Origin of the sequence: Exiguobacterium sp. SH3S1 (genome assembly GCF_004337105.1) — a bacterium.
Classification (GTDB): Bacteria; Bacillota; Bacilli; order Exiguobacteriales; family Exiguobacteriaceae; genus Exiguobacterium; species Exiguobacterium aurantiacum_A.
Genome location: NZ_SJUW01000001.1, coordinates 40,065 through 53,610, shown reverse-complemented (window position 1 = coordinate 53,610; position 13,546 = coordinate 40,065). Strand labels below are relative to the sequence as shown.

The following is a 13,546-nucleotide window of genomic DNA, read 5'->3' as shown; positions in this document are numbered from 1 at the left end:
GTTGAAAGCAACAGCGGCGGACCGTATACTCGAAAAGAAGAGAGGGATGACTGTGAAAACGACGATACAATCACGGCGTGAAGCCGTAAAATTACTGCAAAGTGAGCACGTGCTCTACATTCGAATCCATAACGGACAGACGGGCATGATCAAATCGACGGTCGATGGCATCATCGTTGCGATTCCGAACGAACAGACGGACAAAGTCGATTTTCGGAAATTAGAGGACGTGGAAGCGTTCGAGGCGTTTTATGACTTGACCCTATCGAAACCGGGGACACTTTATTACAATGCACCATCCTGACAAAAGCTCCACTCTCACGAGTGGAGCTTTTGACTTAAGACGGTAACCAGACCGACAGTTTGTCACGTAGCGGTTCAGGTCGCATATGACGCTGTTTATGCAGCAGGTATCCGTCCGGTCGAATGACGAGGACGCCCCGACGCATGAACAAGGATTTCGCTAGTTCGTTGCCTTGGTCAAAGAAAGGACGGCTTGTTTTAGACAACGTGATGATTTGGAAGAATGATTGATGAGCGTTCAAGTACTCATATAACTCACTTGGGTCACGTTTGCCGTCATCGAGGACGAGCACTTGGAAGCGGCCATCGGCGACTTCAGAGATCTTTTGACGAAGGCCATCATCGGATCGGATCATCTCGATCTCGGGAAAGATCTTTCCTTCGGCGACCCGGATGAACGGTACACGTGAGTGTCCAGGGTAAGACAAGTGGAGCTGGGCGATCCGTTCGGTGATCTTTTCATTAATCAAATTGACGCGGGTGAACACGTCCGCTCCGACTGCTTGAAACGGCAATAAGATCGGGAGCGTCGTTTGGAGCACTTCGGTCGCGACGTTCGTCGTCTGCAAGACGTTTCTGGCGACGTGTTCACGCTCGTCCCGGTACGTGTCGACGACACTGAACGGCGCCCCTGCTTTCAGATGAAGCCAAAGCTTCCAGCCGAGGTTGAACGAGTCGGCGATGCCCGTATTCATCCCTTGGCCGCCGACGGGCGAATTGATATGCGCCGCGTCGCCCATTAAGATGACACGGTTATGGATGAACGAGTCGACCATGCGATTGTGCACCCTAAACAGCGAAAACCATTCGACCTCGTCGATCTCTACCGGCATGTGGCTCCGTTGTTCGACCAATTCGTGCAACTCGGCCTCGCTGAATGATTCGTCGCTCGCGAGGTTACCGGTAATCCGGATCGTGTCATCCGTCAGCGGGAACACTTCTAACACGCCACGGTCCGAGAAAAAGATGTGTACTTCTTCACGGGAGATGTTCCATTTCGCCTTCATATCGGCCAATACCCAAGACTCTTTGAACGACTTCCCGCTGAACGGGAGCGCGAGCATACGGCGAATCGAACTGTTGGCGCCATCGGCCGCAACGATATACTTGGCTTCGATCGTACGGTTCGAGTCGGATTCGAGATGGGCGAGCACACGTGTCGGATAGTGGGTCAACGAGACGAGTGACTCGCCGCGTTGAACGTAGTGCCCGTGGTCGTTCAACGCCTGTTCTAAGATGGCCTCGGTCTCGTTTTGTCGCAATAGCGTGACGAACGGGTAAGGCGTGACGAGACGTGAGAACTCGAGTTTGGCCGTCCACTGCCCAGAAAAGTATAAGTTTCCTTTTTCGATTGTTCTGGCGCGACTGAGTACTTCTTTGGCGACATCAAGGCGTGAAAACACTTCGATCGTTCGTGGCTGAATCCCGATGGCCCGTGAGTTGTTCGAAGGCGTCGTTTTTCGATCGATGATTTCAAAAGAGATTCCATATCTGGCTAATGTCAAAGCGAGTGTGAGTCCTGTCGGCCCCGCCCCGACGATCAATATATCAACTTGTTGAACCAATTCCACCATCTCCTATCATTAATAATGATATTTCCGACATTTGCCACGTTTAAACGAGGAGACGCTGGTGGAACTGTAAAACAGAGAGAGCGAGGTTGAAAATCATGAAACAATCATGGGTTACTGAAGCGAAATTACGAGAAAGTTTCTCGATGGAAGAGAATTATGAACAGACCGCCGCCGTCTTGATCCCGTTGACGCGAATCGATGACGTCTGGCACGTCGTCTTTGAAGTCCGGGCCCATACGATGCGCCGCCAACCTGGAGAGATCTCGTTCCCGGGAGGTCGGCTCGAGCGAGGGGAGACACCTGTCGAGGCCGCGGTCCGAGAGACGAGTGAAGAACTCGAGGTACCGCTCGAGACGATCGAGGTCATCGGTCGCTTACAGCCGCTCGCCACGCCGCACCGTCAACTCATCTATCCGTTCGTCGGGATGATTCCGACAGTTTCGGACGTACGTCAAACGGATGAAGTCGATCATCTGTTCACCGTTCCTGTCGAAACGTTACTGTTAATTGATCCGTTTCACGGCGAGATGGAATGGACGATGAATCCGGATCAAAATATTCCGTTTGACCGAATGGCGAACGCTAAAGCGTATGAAAAACGGGTAATTAAAATGAGAGAACCTTTTTACGAACATGAAGACTACATTATTTGGGGATTGACTGGAAAAATTTTGTCACAATTCATCAAATGTACAAAAGAAAACGTATTCAAACCTATATAATTTAGTTATAATGATAAAAACAAATTTAAGATTGGAAGTGAATGGGTGTGTCTTTAGAATTCGCTGTGGGTGATATCGTCAAGTCAACTCGTGAAGGATGGGTCGCAGAAGTGACTGCCGTATTAACGAATACGGTCATCGGGGACGTTTCCATCATGGAGGAATATCAACAGCTCGGCCTCGAGTTTGAGAAACAAGTTTTGTTGAAAAAAGAATTGGAATTGATCGAACGCGCCAGCTGACCTTTTAACCGAAAGGGATGATTCAGGTGTCCATTGACAAAAAAGTTCGTGAATGGAAAGAGGCGGGTTTGCTAGATGAAACGACCGGTCAACGGTTGATTGATTTTGAATATAAGAAATTGGCGGTTAGTGACAAACGTGAGCACAAACCGCCAATTCTTGTCATTATCGGATCAATCCTGCTCGCCCTTAGTCTATTCAGTTTTGTCGCCGCCAACTGGCAAGCGATCCCAGACCTCGTCAAAGTATCCATATTCCTTGTCTTCATGCTCGGGATGTACGTAGCAGCGGAGCGGCTTCAAGTGAAAGCCCCTCGGTATGTGACGTTGTTCCGCGTCCTCGGCGTCGTTTTCTTCGTCGCCACGATGATTGTCATCTTCACAACGTATAATCTTTCCTCGCAACTACCGCTTCTGTTTTGGCTATTCTTTGCTGTCGCCGTCCTGCACAAACTGATCTATAAGCACCCGATCTTCACGTTCATCGCAGCGCTAGCCGCTTTTTTAGCGGTCACGAACAGCTTTCAAGGAATCGGGATCACACTCATCCTGTTCGGCCTGCTCGTGACGTGGGCTTGGTTCCATTACGGTGATAACGAGCTTGACCGGATTTTCGCCTGGTTCAGCTTTTACGGACTGTTGCTCACGATCGGTCAGTATATCGATTACGAGGGACGGTTTTGGCCGCTTTGGGCACTCGCAGCACTGCATATCCTGTTCCTCGTCTACCGGGAGCGGGCTCAGTGGCAGTATCTCTACTTGTTCGTCGCTGCCATCTTGTCCATCGGTTACTTGGTCAATGCGACCGAGGGTTGGTTGTCTCAACGTCAGCCGTCCGTCATCGAGGCCACGCTGCTTTCCGTCGTCCTCGTGGCTGTGTACTTGACACATCGTCGCCCCGATTTGCTGTGGGTGAGCCTACTCGCGGTCATCCCGTTCTCGCTATTCGAAGATTCAGGTATCTTACTCGCGATCTTGCTTGAAGTGGTGGCGCTCGCTTACTTGATCATGCAAGACCATGAGCGGAAACCGATCGTTTTGGCGTTCATCTATTTCTTACTTGTCCAAATGACGATTTATTTCATTTATGTTTGGGATCGGCTCGACATCTCGCTCTTCTTCTTGATCGGGGCGTTGATCGTATTCGCGTTGTCGCTCGCGTTGTGGTGGCGTAGCCGTACGAGAGGGGATGCTCGGACATGAAACGAATCACTCCTTGGCTTGTACCGATCGTACAAGTATTGATTGCCATCGGTTTTATCTTGCTCGTTTATGCGGTGTCTTGGTTCGGCCAGTCGTATACGTTCAAAGCGACGTCGTACGAGCCGTATGACCCATTTTTTGGGGATTACGTCTATCTCGAGTTCGATTCGTTGCAAGGGCGACAAGATGTCGATTCCGGGACGGTCTACGTCTCATTCAAAACGGATGACGCTGGTTTTGCCACAATCGACCGGGTCAGCTCCCGACCGTTCTTTGGTGGGACGCGGGCTGAATATTACGATCGCCAAGTCTTCATCGCCGACATGAGTTCATACCGTGTCGCCGAGGACGAGAAAGCTGTGATCGAAGGTGCGAAAACGTTCGAAGTTGAAGTCGATGTGGCGCCTTGGGGGATGGTCCGGGCCCATGATTTACGTCCAATCGAAGCTGAAACAGAATGACAAACAGATTACAGATTTGTTACGAGAACGTTTGTAACCGATCTGTAATTTTTTTGTTAGGTCGCTTGTATAGCAACGTTTTCGGCAATTGTTACAATCTGTAACTAAACGTTCGTTCATATGTCAGCAATATTTCACTTCGTCAAAACCACTTCTCGGGTTCGAGACGGCATGGTAAATTTACTCCTGTTCGTTAGAAGACGAGAAAGGGCTGACCTAATCACTATGAAATATTTAAAATATATGATGACGCTTCTGTTTGTCGTCGCCGGTACGTTCGTAGTTGCTACGACTGCTGACGCCGCTCAAATTGGAATCGGAACAGAACAGAAAATCGTACAAAACCCGCTGGAGTTGGAACGGATTGCGATCGAGCTTGAGCGCCAACAAAAAATCGAGCGCGAAAAGCGACTCGCGGAAGAGAAGCGACTCGCGGAAGAGAAACGAGTGGCAGAAGAAAAAGCCAAGCAGCAGGCAGAGCGGGAAGCGAAACGGTTGGCGGAAGCAAAGCGGGTCGCGGCTGAGAAAGCGCGACTTGCAGAAGCAGCGAAGCGCCAGGCAGAAGCGAAAGCAGAGCAAGCCACGACAAACGCTGTGGCGAAACCTGTCTCGACAAACAGCGGGCGCGTCATTCAAGCTGAGTCGACAGCTTATACGAATGATGCGGCAGACAACGGCTCATACGGGGGCCGGGTGTTGACGGCGACGGGACACGACGTGACGGATTCGATTTTTTATAACGGCATGCGCATCATCGCCGTCGATCCGGTCGTCATCCCGCTCGGTACGGTCGTACAGATCGAAGGGATCGGTCAAGCGATCGCTCTCGATACGGGGGGACGCATTAAAGGCAACATCGTCGATTTACTCGTCGATACGAAGAGCGAGGCGATCAATTGGGGTCGTCGCCACGTTACCATCACACTTCCATAACGAAAAGGTTCTCCCGCGGGAGAACCTTTTATTGTTTAACAATCGCTGGAAACGGGCAAACTAATATTTGACTTTCATATAATGTGAAAAGCCGAGGAGGGATTGTGTTGATTGAATTTCAAAATGTTTCCAAGCGTTACGATGATGGGACATTGGCTGTTGCAAACTTGAGTTTGACGGTACGAAAAGGAGAGATTTTCGTATTGATTGGGCCATCGGGTTGTGGCAAGACGACGACGATGAAGATGGTGAATCGTCTGATTGACCACACTGACGGGAAAATCCTGATTGATGAGCGCGAAATCTATCAGTTCGACATTTATGAACTGCGACGCAACATCGGCTACGTGCTCCAACAAATCGCATTGTTCCCGCATTTGACGGTCGAAGAGAACATCGCCGTCGTTCCGGACCTATTGAAATGGCCGAAGACGAAGACGAAAGACCGTGTGACCGAACTGATGAAAATCGCCGGTCTCGACCCTGTCCTCCGTTCTAAAAAACCGCCTGAACTGTCGGGTGGTCAACAACAACGAGTCGGCGTCTTGCGAGCGCTTGCGGCCGACCCGGAAGTCATTTTAATGGATGAACCGTTCTCGGCGCTCGATCCGATCAGTCGGGCCCAGCTCCAAGATGACATCAAACGGTTGAACGATGAGTTAGGGAAGACGATTCTGTTCGTCACTCATGACATTGAGGAGGCGATGAAACTCGGGGACCGGATCGCTCTCATGCGTGACGGGAAACTGGTCGTCGTCGGTACGCCTGACGAGATTCGGGCGAGTGATGATCCGTTCGTGCTCAACTTTACACAACACGGAAGAGGTGAGGCAGATGCTTGAAACGTTCCAAAATCGACGCGGGGAATTGGTCGAAGCGCTAATCGAGCATTTACAACTTTCTGTCGTCTCCCTTTTGATTGCGGTGTTAATTGCGGTCCCGTTAGGTATCTGGCTGACGCGGCGTAAAAAAGTGGCCGAAACAGCAATCGGCTTCACCGCCATCATCCAAACGATTCCTTCTTTGGCTCTACTCGGTCTTATGATTCCGCTCGTTGGGATCGGTGCACTTCCTGCCACGATTGCGCTCGTTCTGTACGCGTTGTTGCCAATCCTTCGCAATACGTTCACGGGGTTGAACGAAGTCGATAAGTCACTGATCGAAGCCGCGCAAGGTTGCGGCATGAGACCGAACCAAAGTTTGATGAGAGTCGAACTACCGCTCGCGCTACCGGTCATCATGGCCGGGATTCGAACAGCGATGGTGTTAATTGTCGGTACAGCCACGCTGGCGGCACTCGTCGGAGCAGGCGGACTCGGGACGTTGATCTTGCTTGGAATTAACCGAAACGACAACTATTTGATTTTGCTCGGTGCGATCCCAGCAGCCATTCTCGCATTATTGTTCGACTTCTTGCTCCGTCAAATGGAAGGTGCGACGGCGACCCGCAACAAGACGAAGCTGATCGCCGTATCGACCGTCTTGGCGATAATTGTCGCGGCACCACTCGCATTGGGCCGTACCCAACAGACCGACCTCGTCGTCGCCGGGAAGCTCGGTCCTGAACCGGAGATCTTGATGAACATGTACAAACTGTTGATCGAAGAAGAGACGGATCTGACCGTATCGGTCCGTCCGAACTTCGGAGAGACGACGTTCGTCTGGGGAGCGTTGAAATCCGGTGATGTCGATATTTATCCTGAATTCACCGGGACGGTACTCGCGAGTCTGGTGAAAGAAACACCGAATTCAAACGATGCCCGTGAAGTGTACGAACAAGCACGGGATGCGCTAGCAGATGACGGCTTCGCTTTACTTGAACCGATGCAATTCAATAACACGTACGCCATCGCGATCCCGCGTGACTATGCGGAAACTGAAGGCGTCACGACGATTTCAGATTTACGTAGCGTGCAAAATGACATCCAGGCCGGATTCACGCTCGAGTTCACGGACCGTGAAGACGGATATCCAGGACTCCAGCAAGCGTACGGACTTGATTTCCCTTCTGTCGTTTCGATGGAGCAGAAACTTCGTTACAGCGCCATCGCACGGGGCGACGTCAATCTTATCGATGCGTATTCGACCGACGCGGATATCGCCGAAAACGACCTGCTCGTGTTAGAAGACGATCAACAGTTCTTCCCGCCTTATCAAGGTGCTCCACTCTTGAAAGCAGAAACGCTTGAAGAACATCCGGAGATCGAGGACGCGCTCAACCAGTTGGGCGGACTCATCACTGACGAAGAGATGTCTGAATTGAACCGTCGGGTCGCTTACGGGAAAGAACGGGCCTACGACGTAGCCCAAGACTTCTTGGAACAAGCTGGTCTACTATGAAAGCGATGATCATTTCGAACCCGAAGTCGGGTGCGAGCGAGACGATGCTCGGCGAAGTGGTCGGGACAGTCGAGTCGATGTATCAAGAGATCCTCATCCAAAAGACGCTAGCTGAAGGGGATGCAGCGCACCTTGCTCGAACGAGCAGTGGATTCGATCATTTGATCCTCATCGGTGGGGACGGGACGCTTCATGAAGTCGTCAACGGATTGATGGCGTTGCCTCGTGACGAACGTCCGAGCGTCGGTCTCGTGCCAGCGGGGACGTGCAACGACTTCGCGAGGGCGATTGAACTGCCTGTTGAACCGATTGAGGCGGCTCGCCTGTTTAAAATGAGCGAGCAGCAATCGGTCGATGTGATGCGTGTCAACGACCGGTTCGCCCTCAACTTTGTCGGGGTCGGATTGATCGCGGACGCTTCCCGACAAATCGACCCGCTCCAAAAAGAAACGCTCGGCTCGATCGGTTACTTTTTAGCGACGATTCGTCAGTTTCGTGAACTCGATCCGTTCAAGGTCCGTATCGAGCGGGCGGGCGAGGTCATCCATGATGGGGCCGTCAGCTTTCTATACGTCGGCAACGGTGCCTATCTCGGCACGGTCCCGACGAAGATCGCGACGCAATCGTTCACGGACGGTCTCGTCGAAGTCGTCCATAGCTCGGCCATCGGCTTCCCGATGATTCGTCAGCTATTGACGCAACAGCTCGGACTCGAACAGTCGTCGCCAGAATGGGTCCATCTCCAAATGGAGCAACTTGATGTGTTTTTGCGTGAGCCACAAGTCATCGATGTGGATGGTGAACACTTTGAAACGGATCATTTACAGATTAAAGTGTTACCGAATGAACTGACATTTCTCGTCCCATAATCGTTTACGAAGGCAGAGGAAAGAATTCAGACTTTTCTCTGTTTTTTGTTGTTCTCGTTTCTGAACCGTGTTAGTATTTCACTATTATTATGAAAATGAAATGAAATGAAATTAGGAAGTAGGGATAGTAATGGCGCAAAATTCGTTCGCCTCAAAAATTGGATTCATTTTAGCGGCCGCAGGGTCCGCAATCGGTCTCGGTGCCATCTGGAAATTTCCATATGTCACGGGAACAAGTGGGGGCGGCGCCTTTTTGCTCATGTTTTTAGCATTCACATTCTTACTCGGTCTGCCGCTTCTCATCGGAGAGTTCATCGTCGGGCGCTCGACGCAAAAGACGGCGCTCCTTGCCTTTAAAAAACTCGGCCATCGCCATTGGACATTGGTCGGTTACCTCGGCGTAATCGCTTGCTTCTTACTGCTATCATTCTACAGTGTCATCGGTGGATGGGTGTTGATCTATGTCGGGCTCGGCTTGAGCGGGACGCTCAGTGGCCGGTCACCTGACGAGTTCGGGACCGTGTTCGCGGACGTCGTCGCATCTCCTGGGATTGCCATCTTCGGACAATTTTTGTTCTTATTGATCACGCTACTCATCGTCTTGAAAGGGGTAGAAGGCGGAATCGAGCGGATGAGCAAGATTTTAATGCCGCTCCTGTTCGTCAGTTTCATCGTGCTCGTCATCCGCTCGTTGACACTTGACGGTGCCATGGAAGGGGTCCGCTTCTTCTTGCAGCCTGACTTCTCGGCACTGACCGGCGAGTCGGTCTTGTTCGCGCTCGGGCAAGCGTTCTTCTCGCTGTCGCTCGGGGTGGCGGCGATGCTCACATACGCCTCGTACATTCAAACGAAAGGGACGCTCAACCGCTCGGCAAATATGATCGTCTTGTTGAACGTCACTGTTTCAATTTTGGCGGGACTCGCCATCTTCCCGGCCGTCTTCGCCTCGGGGCTCGATCCGGCAGAAGGCCCGGCGCTCCTGTTCGTCGTGTTGCCGGCCGTATTTAACCAAGTCCCACTCGGCGGCTTCTTCATGGTATTGTTCTTCTTATTGTTCACGTTTGCCTCGATCACGTCTTCGATCGCGATGCTCGAAGTCGTCGTCGCCGGTGTGACCGATAAATTGAACGAGAAGAAACAAACGATGTCGAAGCGTAACGTCACACTCCTCTCAGCGGCCATCGTGTTCGCCGTCGGGATCCCCTCGGCCTTATCGTTCGGACTGATGAGTGAGTTGCAGTTCTTGAACGGCCGTACGTTCTTTGACTCGATGGACTATGTCGTCAGTTACATCCTCATGCCGACAGGGGCGTTACTCACGTCAATCTTTGTCGGCCATGTCGTCGATGAGCGTATTTTGCAAGACGAGATTAAAACGTCCGGGACGGGCGCTAAATTGTATCCGGTATGGCGTTTCCTCATTCGTTACGTCATCCCGGTGACGGTCGCAATCGTTATGGTCTCGACATGGTTAATCAGCTAAGCAAGGGGAACTTCCCCTTGCTTTTTTTCGTACTTGCGACCGAGAGAGCGAACGGCTTCATTATGCTAAGCTTATAAAGATGACGAAACTTTTGTTGACGGTTCACGTAAGGTACAATAGAAGTATCATGAGACGAGGTGACAAGGATGAAGACATGGATGAAATGGGCCCTGACCGGGGCAATCCTATATTTTGCCATAAGTGTGTTTGATTTCTCCTGGCTGTTTATCATCGTCGGGGCGCTCGTATTGAATGAGGTGTGGTCGAGTAACAAACGACGTAAGCGGGCACCCGCACCGGTAGCGAAACGGGCGAAGAAAAAACTGTTGCTCGATGAAGAAGAACCGTTCGTCGGTTCCCGCATCCTTAAACCGATGGAAGATGTGGCACCGGTCCGTCAGTTCGAAGCGACAGACGACTTGGAACTGCAATTTTTACAACGGACGATCGAGCAAGGGTACGAAAAACTCCAGCAGATCGATCGTATCTTGCCTGAAATAAAAGATGTCGAAGTTCGTCGTGAAATGAAGGCGGTCTCGAGAGAGGCACACGAACTGTTTGCCGAATTGTTCGAGAACCCCCAAGATGCGAAGCACGTCAGAGATCTGTTCACGTTTTATTTGGACTCGCTCGTGTCCGTCGTCTTGAAATTTAAAGAACTAGAAGGAAAACGTGTCGTCATTCAAGAAGAGACACGAGAGCAACTGATCACCAATATGCGGCTCATCGTCGATAAGTTCAAAGAACAACGGAGCCGTCTGCTCGAAGACGACGCTGTCGACTTCGAACGCGAATTGATCATGATGGAACGGGTATTGGCAGATCAACCGGAAGGGAGAAAAAAACATGACTTCATCGAATGAAACGAACTGGCAGTCATGGCCAGAAGAAGAGCTCACTTCACAGACGAAAACAAAGACCGAGACAGAGGAAATCTCTGACCCGTCTGTGGATTGGTCCTCGATGACAGAAAAACATGAGGTGCCGGCCATCCAACCGAAAGCCGACGTGCCGCAACAACACCGGGAACGAATCACCCGGATCGCCGAGTCGATCGATATTAAAAAAACAGACTCCGTCATGTTATTCGGATCGAACGTCCAACGGGAACTGTCTCAATTCTCTGACCAAATCTTGACCGAGGTCCGCATGAAAGACGGTGGCGACGCAGGTAAGTTGTTGTCCGATTTGATGCAAAACGTTCGGAAGATGGACCCGGATATGCTTCAACCGGAGAAGAAGAGTTTTATAGACAACTTACCGCTCATCGGACGAGCGAAAAAGAAAGCTGAAAACTATAAGCTTCAATTTGAAAAAATGAACGTCTATTTGGAAGAAGTCATTCACAATCTCGACCGAGCTAAGTTCGGTCTGATGAAGGACATTACGATGCTCGATCAAATGTATGATAAGAACAAGCGCTACTTCGAAGAATTGAACGTCTATATCGCAGCCGGTGAGACGAAGCTCGACCACGTCCGCGATCACGAGATCGCGCCGCTCCGTCAAGAAGTCGAAACGACGAGAGATCAAGTGAAGCTGCAACAGCTAAACGATATGATCCAATTGACAGACCGGTTCGAGAAGAAGTTGCATGATTTGAAGTTGAGTCGGACGATCAGTCTGCAGATGGCGCCGCAAATCCGTGTCATCCAACAAAATAACCAAATCTTAGCCGAGAAAATCGAGTCGGCTGTCGTCAACACGATTCCGCTTTGGAAAAACCAAGTCGTCCTCGCCCTCAGCTTGACGCGCCAGAAAACGGCACTCCGGATGCAACAAGACGTCACGAAGACGACGAACCAACTGCTCGAACAAAACTCGAAAATGTTGAAAGATTCGTCGATCGAGATCGCAACCGAGAACGAAAAAGGGATCGTTTCGGTCGAATCGCTCAAAGTCGCGCACGAGAATCTATTGTCAACGCTCGACGAAACGCTGCGTATCCAACAGGAAGGCAAGCAGAAGCGTCGTGAGGCCGAACGTGAGCTCGATCGGATGGAGCACGAACTGAAAGAAAAAGTCATCGAAATTGCCTCAAAGAATAAAGAGTTGCCAAAAGAGACTGGATACTAAAAAGAAAGTCTGAGCATTCAGACTTTCTTTTTCCATGAGGAGGATCAGGATGGAGAAACAACGATTGTGGGACGAGACATGGTTACAGTTCGCCGACATGATGGCGGAACGGCACTCGAAATGTGCCTCGAAGAGTGTCGCCTGTGTCATCGTCAAAGATGAGAAACCGATCTCGATCGGATTGAACGGGACACCGCCGGGACATACGAACTGTAATGAAATCTTTCTAAAACGTGATGACGGATTTTACCAACGAGCCGAATATGTGACGGATGATACGGTCGACTTGACCGAGCCGTCTGTGCGCATCATCGAGCAAGGTGTGACATTTGTTAAATGTAGCGACCCGTTCGAACATCACAATTGGTCAAAACAACACGAGATCCATGCCGAAATCAATGCGATCGGGAAATTGGCCGCTGATTCGACGAACGCATTCGGCGCTACCGCCTATGTGACCCATTCACCATGCCATTCTTGCTCGCTCGCGCTCATCGCTGCGCGCGTGGCCCGAGTCGTGTACGCTGTCGGCTATGAGCACGGGGATGGACTTGATTTGATGCGGGAAAGTGGGATTGACGTCTTACATATGCCGCTTGAAAAAAGTTTCAGAAACACATTGTAAACGTTTACATTCGATGTTATATTATTAATGTACTGCCAATGGTGTTTTACTCTTCCATTATTTGCCCCTCCTCGGAGGGGCCTTTTTTTATGTCTAATCGTGAGGTGAGACAAAGTTTACACATAATGTTCAATATTTCACAAACTATTCCGCTGAATCTTTTTTATAATAAGAGTAGATAAACGAGAGGGGATATGTCACATGGAAAAACTAGTTCGTTTCACAGATGGTGCCTATGATGTGGAAGCGTTGATCACACTTGAAGAGGTATGGGAAGATAAATTTGCCATCGGCACGCACAAAGAGCTTGCCGTTAAATCACTCAAAATTAATGGAAATGACGTCTCCGAGATGAAGCATGTCCGGGCGTTGCTCCGTTACTACCCGACGCTAGGTGTTTCAGGAATTCTACTCGCCCTTGACGGCGCGGCTGCTGAAATCGTCGCCTTGTCAGGTGATACCGATCCAGCCCTGCGCTTCGTCGAGCTCGTCGCCCTTCAAATGGATGAAGCCGCGACGAAACAGTTAAAAGACATGTATGCCGAAATGGCAGTTTAAACGTTAGGATGACTTTCGGGTCATCCTTTTTAACATAATTAAGCGAGAATTCTCCCACCTCTAAGCGTCTGGGGCGAAGCCCAGCGTAGGTGGGAGATGAATCGCCCGTACATAAACTTCTTGGCCACCCCTGTGACAGATATGACGAACATAAGTTC

14 protein-coding genes and 1 pseudogene are annotated in these 13,546 nt (G+C 50.6%); 14 read left to right on the top strand and 1 reads right to left on the bottom strand.

The window, feature by feature from the left end; genetic code table 11:
* The first annotated feature begins 52 nt into the window (after positions 1–52).
* Positions 53–304 (top strand): hypothetical protein, encoded by a 252-nt coding sequence (locus EVJ26_RS00280; RefSeq protein WP_236633386.1) that lies wholly within the window; start codon positions 53–55, stop codon positions 302–304.
* 34 nt (positions 305–338) lie between these two features.
* Here the strand turns inward: EVJ26_RS00280 and EVJ26_RS00275 are convergent, their stop codons facing one another.
* Entirely contained in the window at positions 339–1,877 is a 1,539-nt protein-coding gene (locus EVJ26_RS00275; RefSeq protein ID WP_131468026.1) for an FAD-dependent monooxygenase, read from the bottom strand.
* A gap of 95 nt (positions 1,878–1,972) precedes the next feature.
* Here EVJ26_RS00275 and EVJ26_RS00270 point away from each other — a divergent pair, with 95 nt between their 5' ends.
* From EVJ26_RS00270 to EVJ26_RS00210, 13 genes and pseudogenes are all read left to right on the top strand, one after another.
* Positions 1,973–2,599, top strand: coding sequence for an NUDIX hydrolase (locus EVJ26_RS00270; protein ID WP_131468028.1), 627 nt, complete (start codon positions 1,973–1,975; stop codon positions 2,597–2,599).
* A 41-nt stretch (positions 2,600–2,640) separates the two neighbouring features.
* Positions 2,641–2,841 carry a DUF2187 family protein gene (locus tag EVJ26_RS00265; RefSeq protein ID WP_035386447.1) on the top strand — a complete coding sequence of 67 codons (201 nt, stop codon included), beginning with the start codon at positions 2,641–2,643 and terminating at the stop codon, positions 2,839–2,841.
* 17 nt (positions 2,842–2,858) lie between these two features.
* Positions 2,859–4,043, top strand: a complete 1,185-nt coding sequence (locus EVJ26_RS00260; protein WP_131469596.1) for a DUF2157 domain-containing protein — start codon at positions 2,859–2,861, stop codon at positions 4,041–4,043.
* A complete protein-coding gene (locus tag EVJ26_RS00255; RefSeq protein WP_131469595.1) occupies positions 4,040–4,504 on the top strand; it encodes a GDYXXLXY domain-containing protein in 465 nt (154 codons plus the stop codon). The genes EVJ26_RS00260 and EVJ26_RS00255 overlap by 4 nt, the downstream gene beginning before the upstream one ends.
* A 225-nt stretch (positions 4,505–4,729) precedes the next feature.
* Positions 4,730–5,437, top strand: coding sequence for a 3D domain-containing protein (locus EVJ26_RS00250; RefSeq protein WP_131458596.1), 708 nt, complete (start codon positions 4,730–4,732; stop codon positions 5,435–5,437).
* 107 nt (positions 5,438–5,544) lie between these two features.
* Positions 5,545–6,213: pseudogene (locus EVJ26_RS00245) on the top strand (ABC transporter ATP-binding protein); the annotation flags it as partial.
* A gap of 58 nt (positions 6,214–6,271) precedes the next feature.
* Positions 6,272–7,777, top strand: coding sequence for an ABC transporter permease/substrate-binding protein (locus tag EVJ26_RS00240; RefSeq protein WP_131468030.1), 1,506 nt, complete (start codon positions 6,272–6,274; stop codon positions 7,775–7,777).
* Positions 7,774–8,646: a diacylglycerol/lipid kinase family protein gene (locus EVJ26_RS00235; RefSeq protein ID WP_131468032.1), complete on the top strand. Its 873-nt coding sequence runs from the start codon at positions 7,774–7,776 to the stop codon at positions 8,644–8,646. Before EVJ26_RS00240 ends, EVJ26_RS00235 begins: the two co-directional genes overlap by 4 nt.
* A 130-nt stretch (positions 8,647–8,776) precedes the next feature.
* Complete coding sequence (locus tag EVJ26_RS00230; RefSeq protein WP_131458600.1) at positions 8,777–10,129, top strand: sodium-dependent transporter; 1,353 nt, start codon at positions 8,777–8,779, stop codon at positions 10,127–10,129.
* 146 nt (positions 10,130–10,275) lie between these two features.
* On the top strand, positions 10,276–10,992 hold the full coding sequence (locus EVJ26_RS00225) for a 5-bromo-4-chloroindolyl phosphate hydrolysis family protein (protein WP_016509957.1): 717 nt from the start codon (positions 10,276–10,278) through the stop codon (positions 10,990–10,992).
* Positions 10,976–12,205: a toxic anion resistance protein gene (locus tag EVJ26_RS00220; RefSeq protein WP_131458601.1), complete on the top strand. Its 1,230-nt coding sequence runs from the start codon at positions 10,976–10,978 to the stop codon at positions 12,203–12,205. Before EVJ26_RS00225 ends, EVJ26_RS00220 begins: the two co-directional genes overlap by 17 nt.
* Positions 12,206–12,254: 49 nt before the next feature.
* Complete coding sequence (locus EVJ26_RS00215; protein ID WP_131458602.1) at positions 12,255–12,830, top strand: deoxycytidylate deaminase; 576 nt, start codon at positions 12,255–12,257, stop codon at positions 12,828–12,830.
* Positions 12,831–13,031: 201 nt separating this feature from the next.
* Positions 13,032–13,388 carry a hypothetical protein gene (locus EVJ26_RS00210; RefSeq protein WP_016509485.1) on the top strand — a complete coding sequence of 119 codons (357 nt, stop codon included), beginning with the start codon at positions 13,032–13,034 and terminating at the stop codon, positions 13,386–13,388.
* The last annotated feature ends 158 nt before the right edge of the window (positions 13,389–13,546 follow it).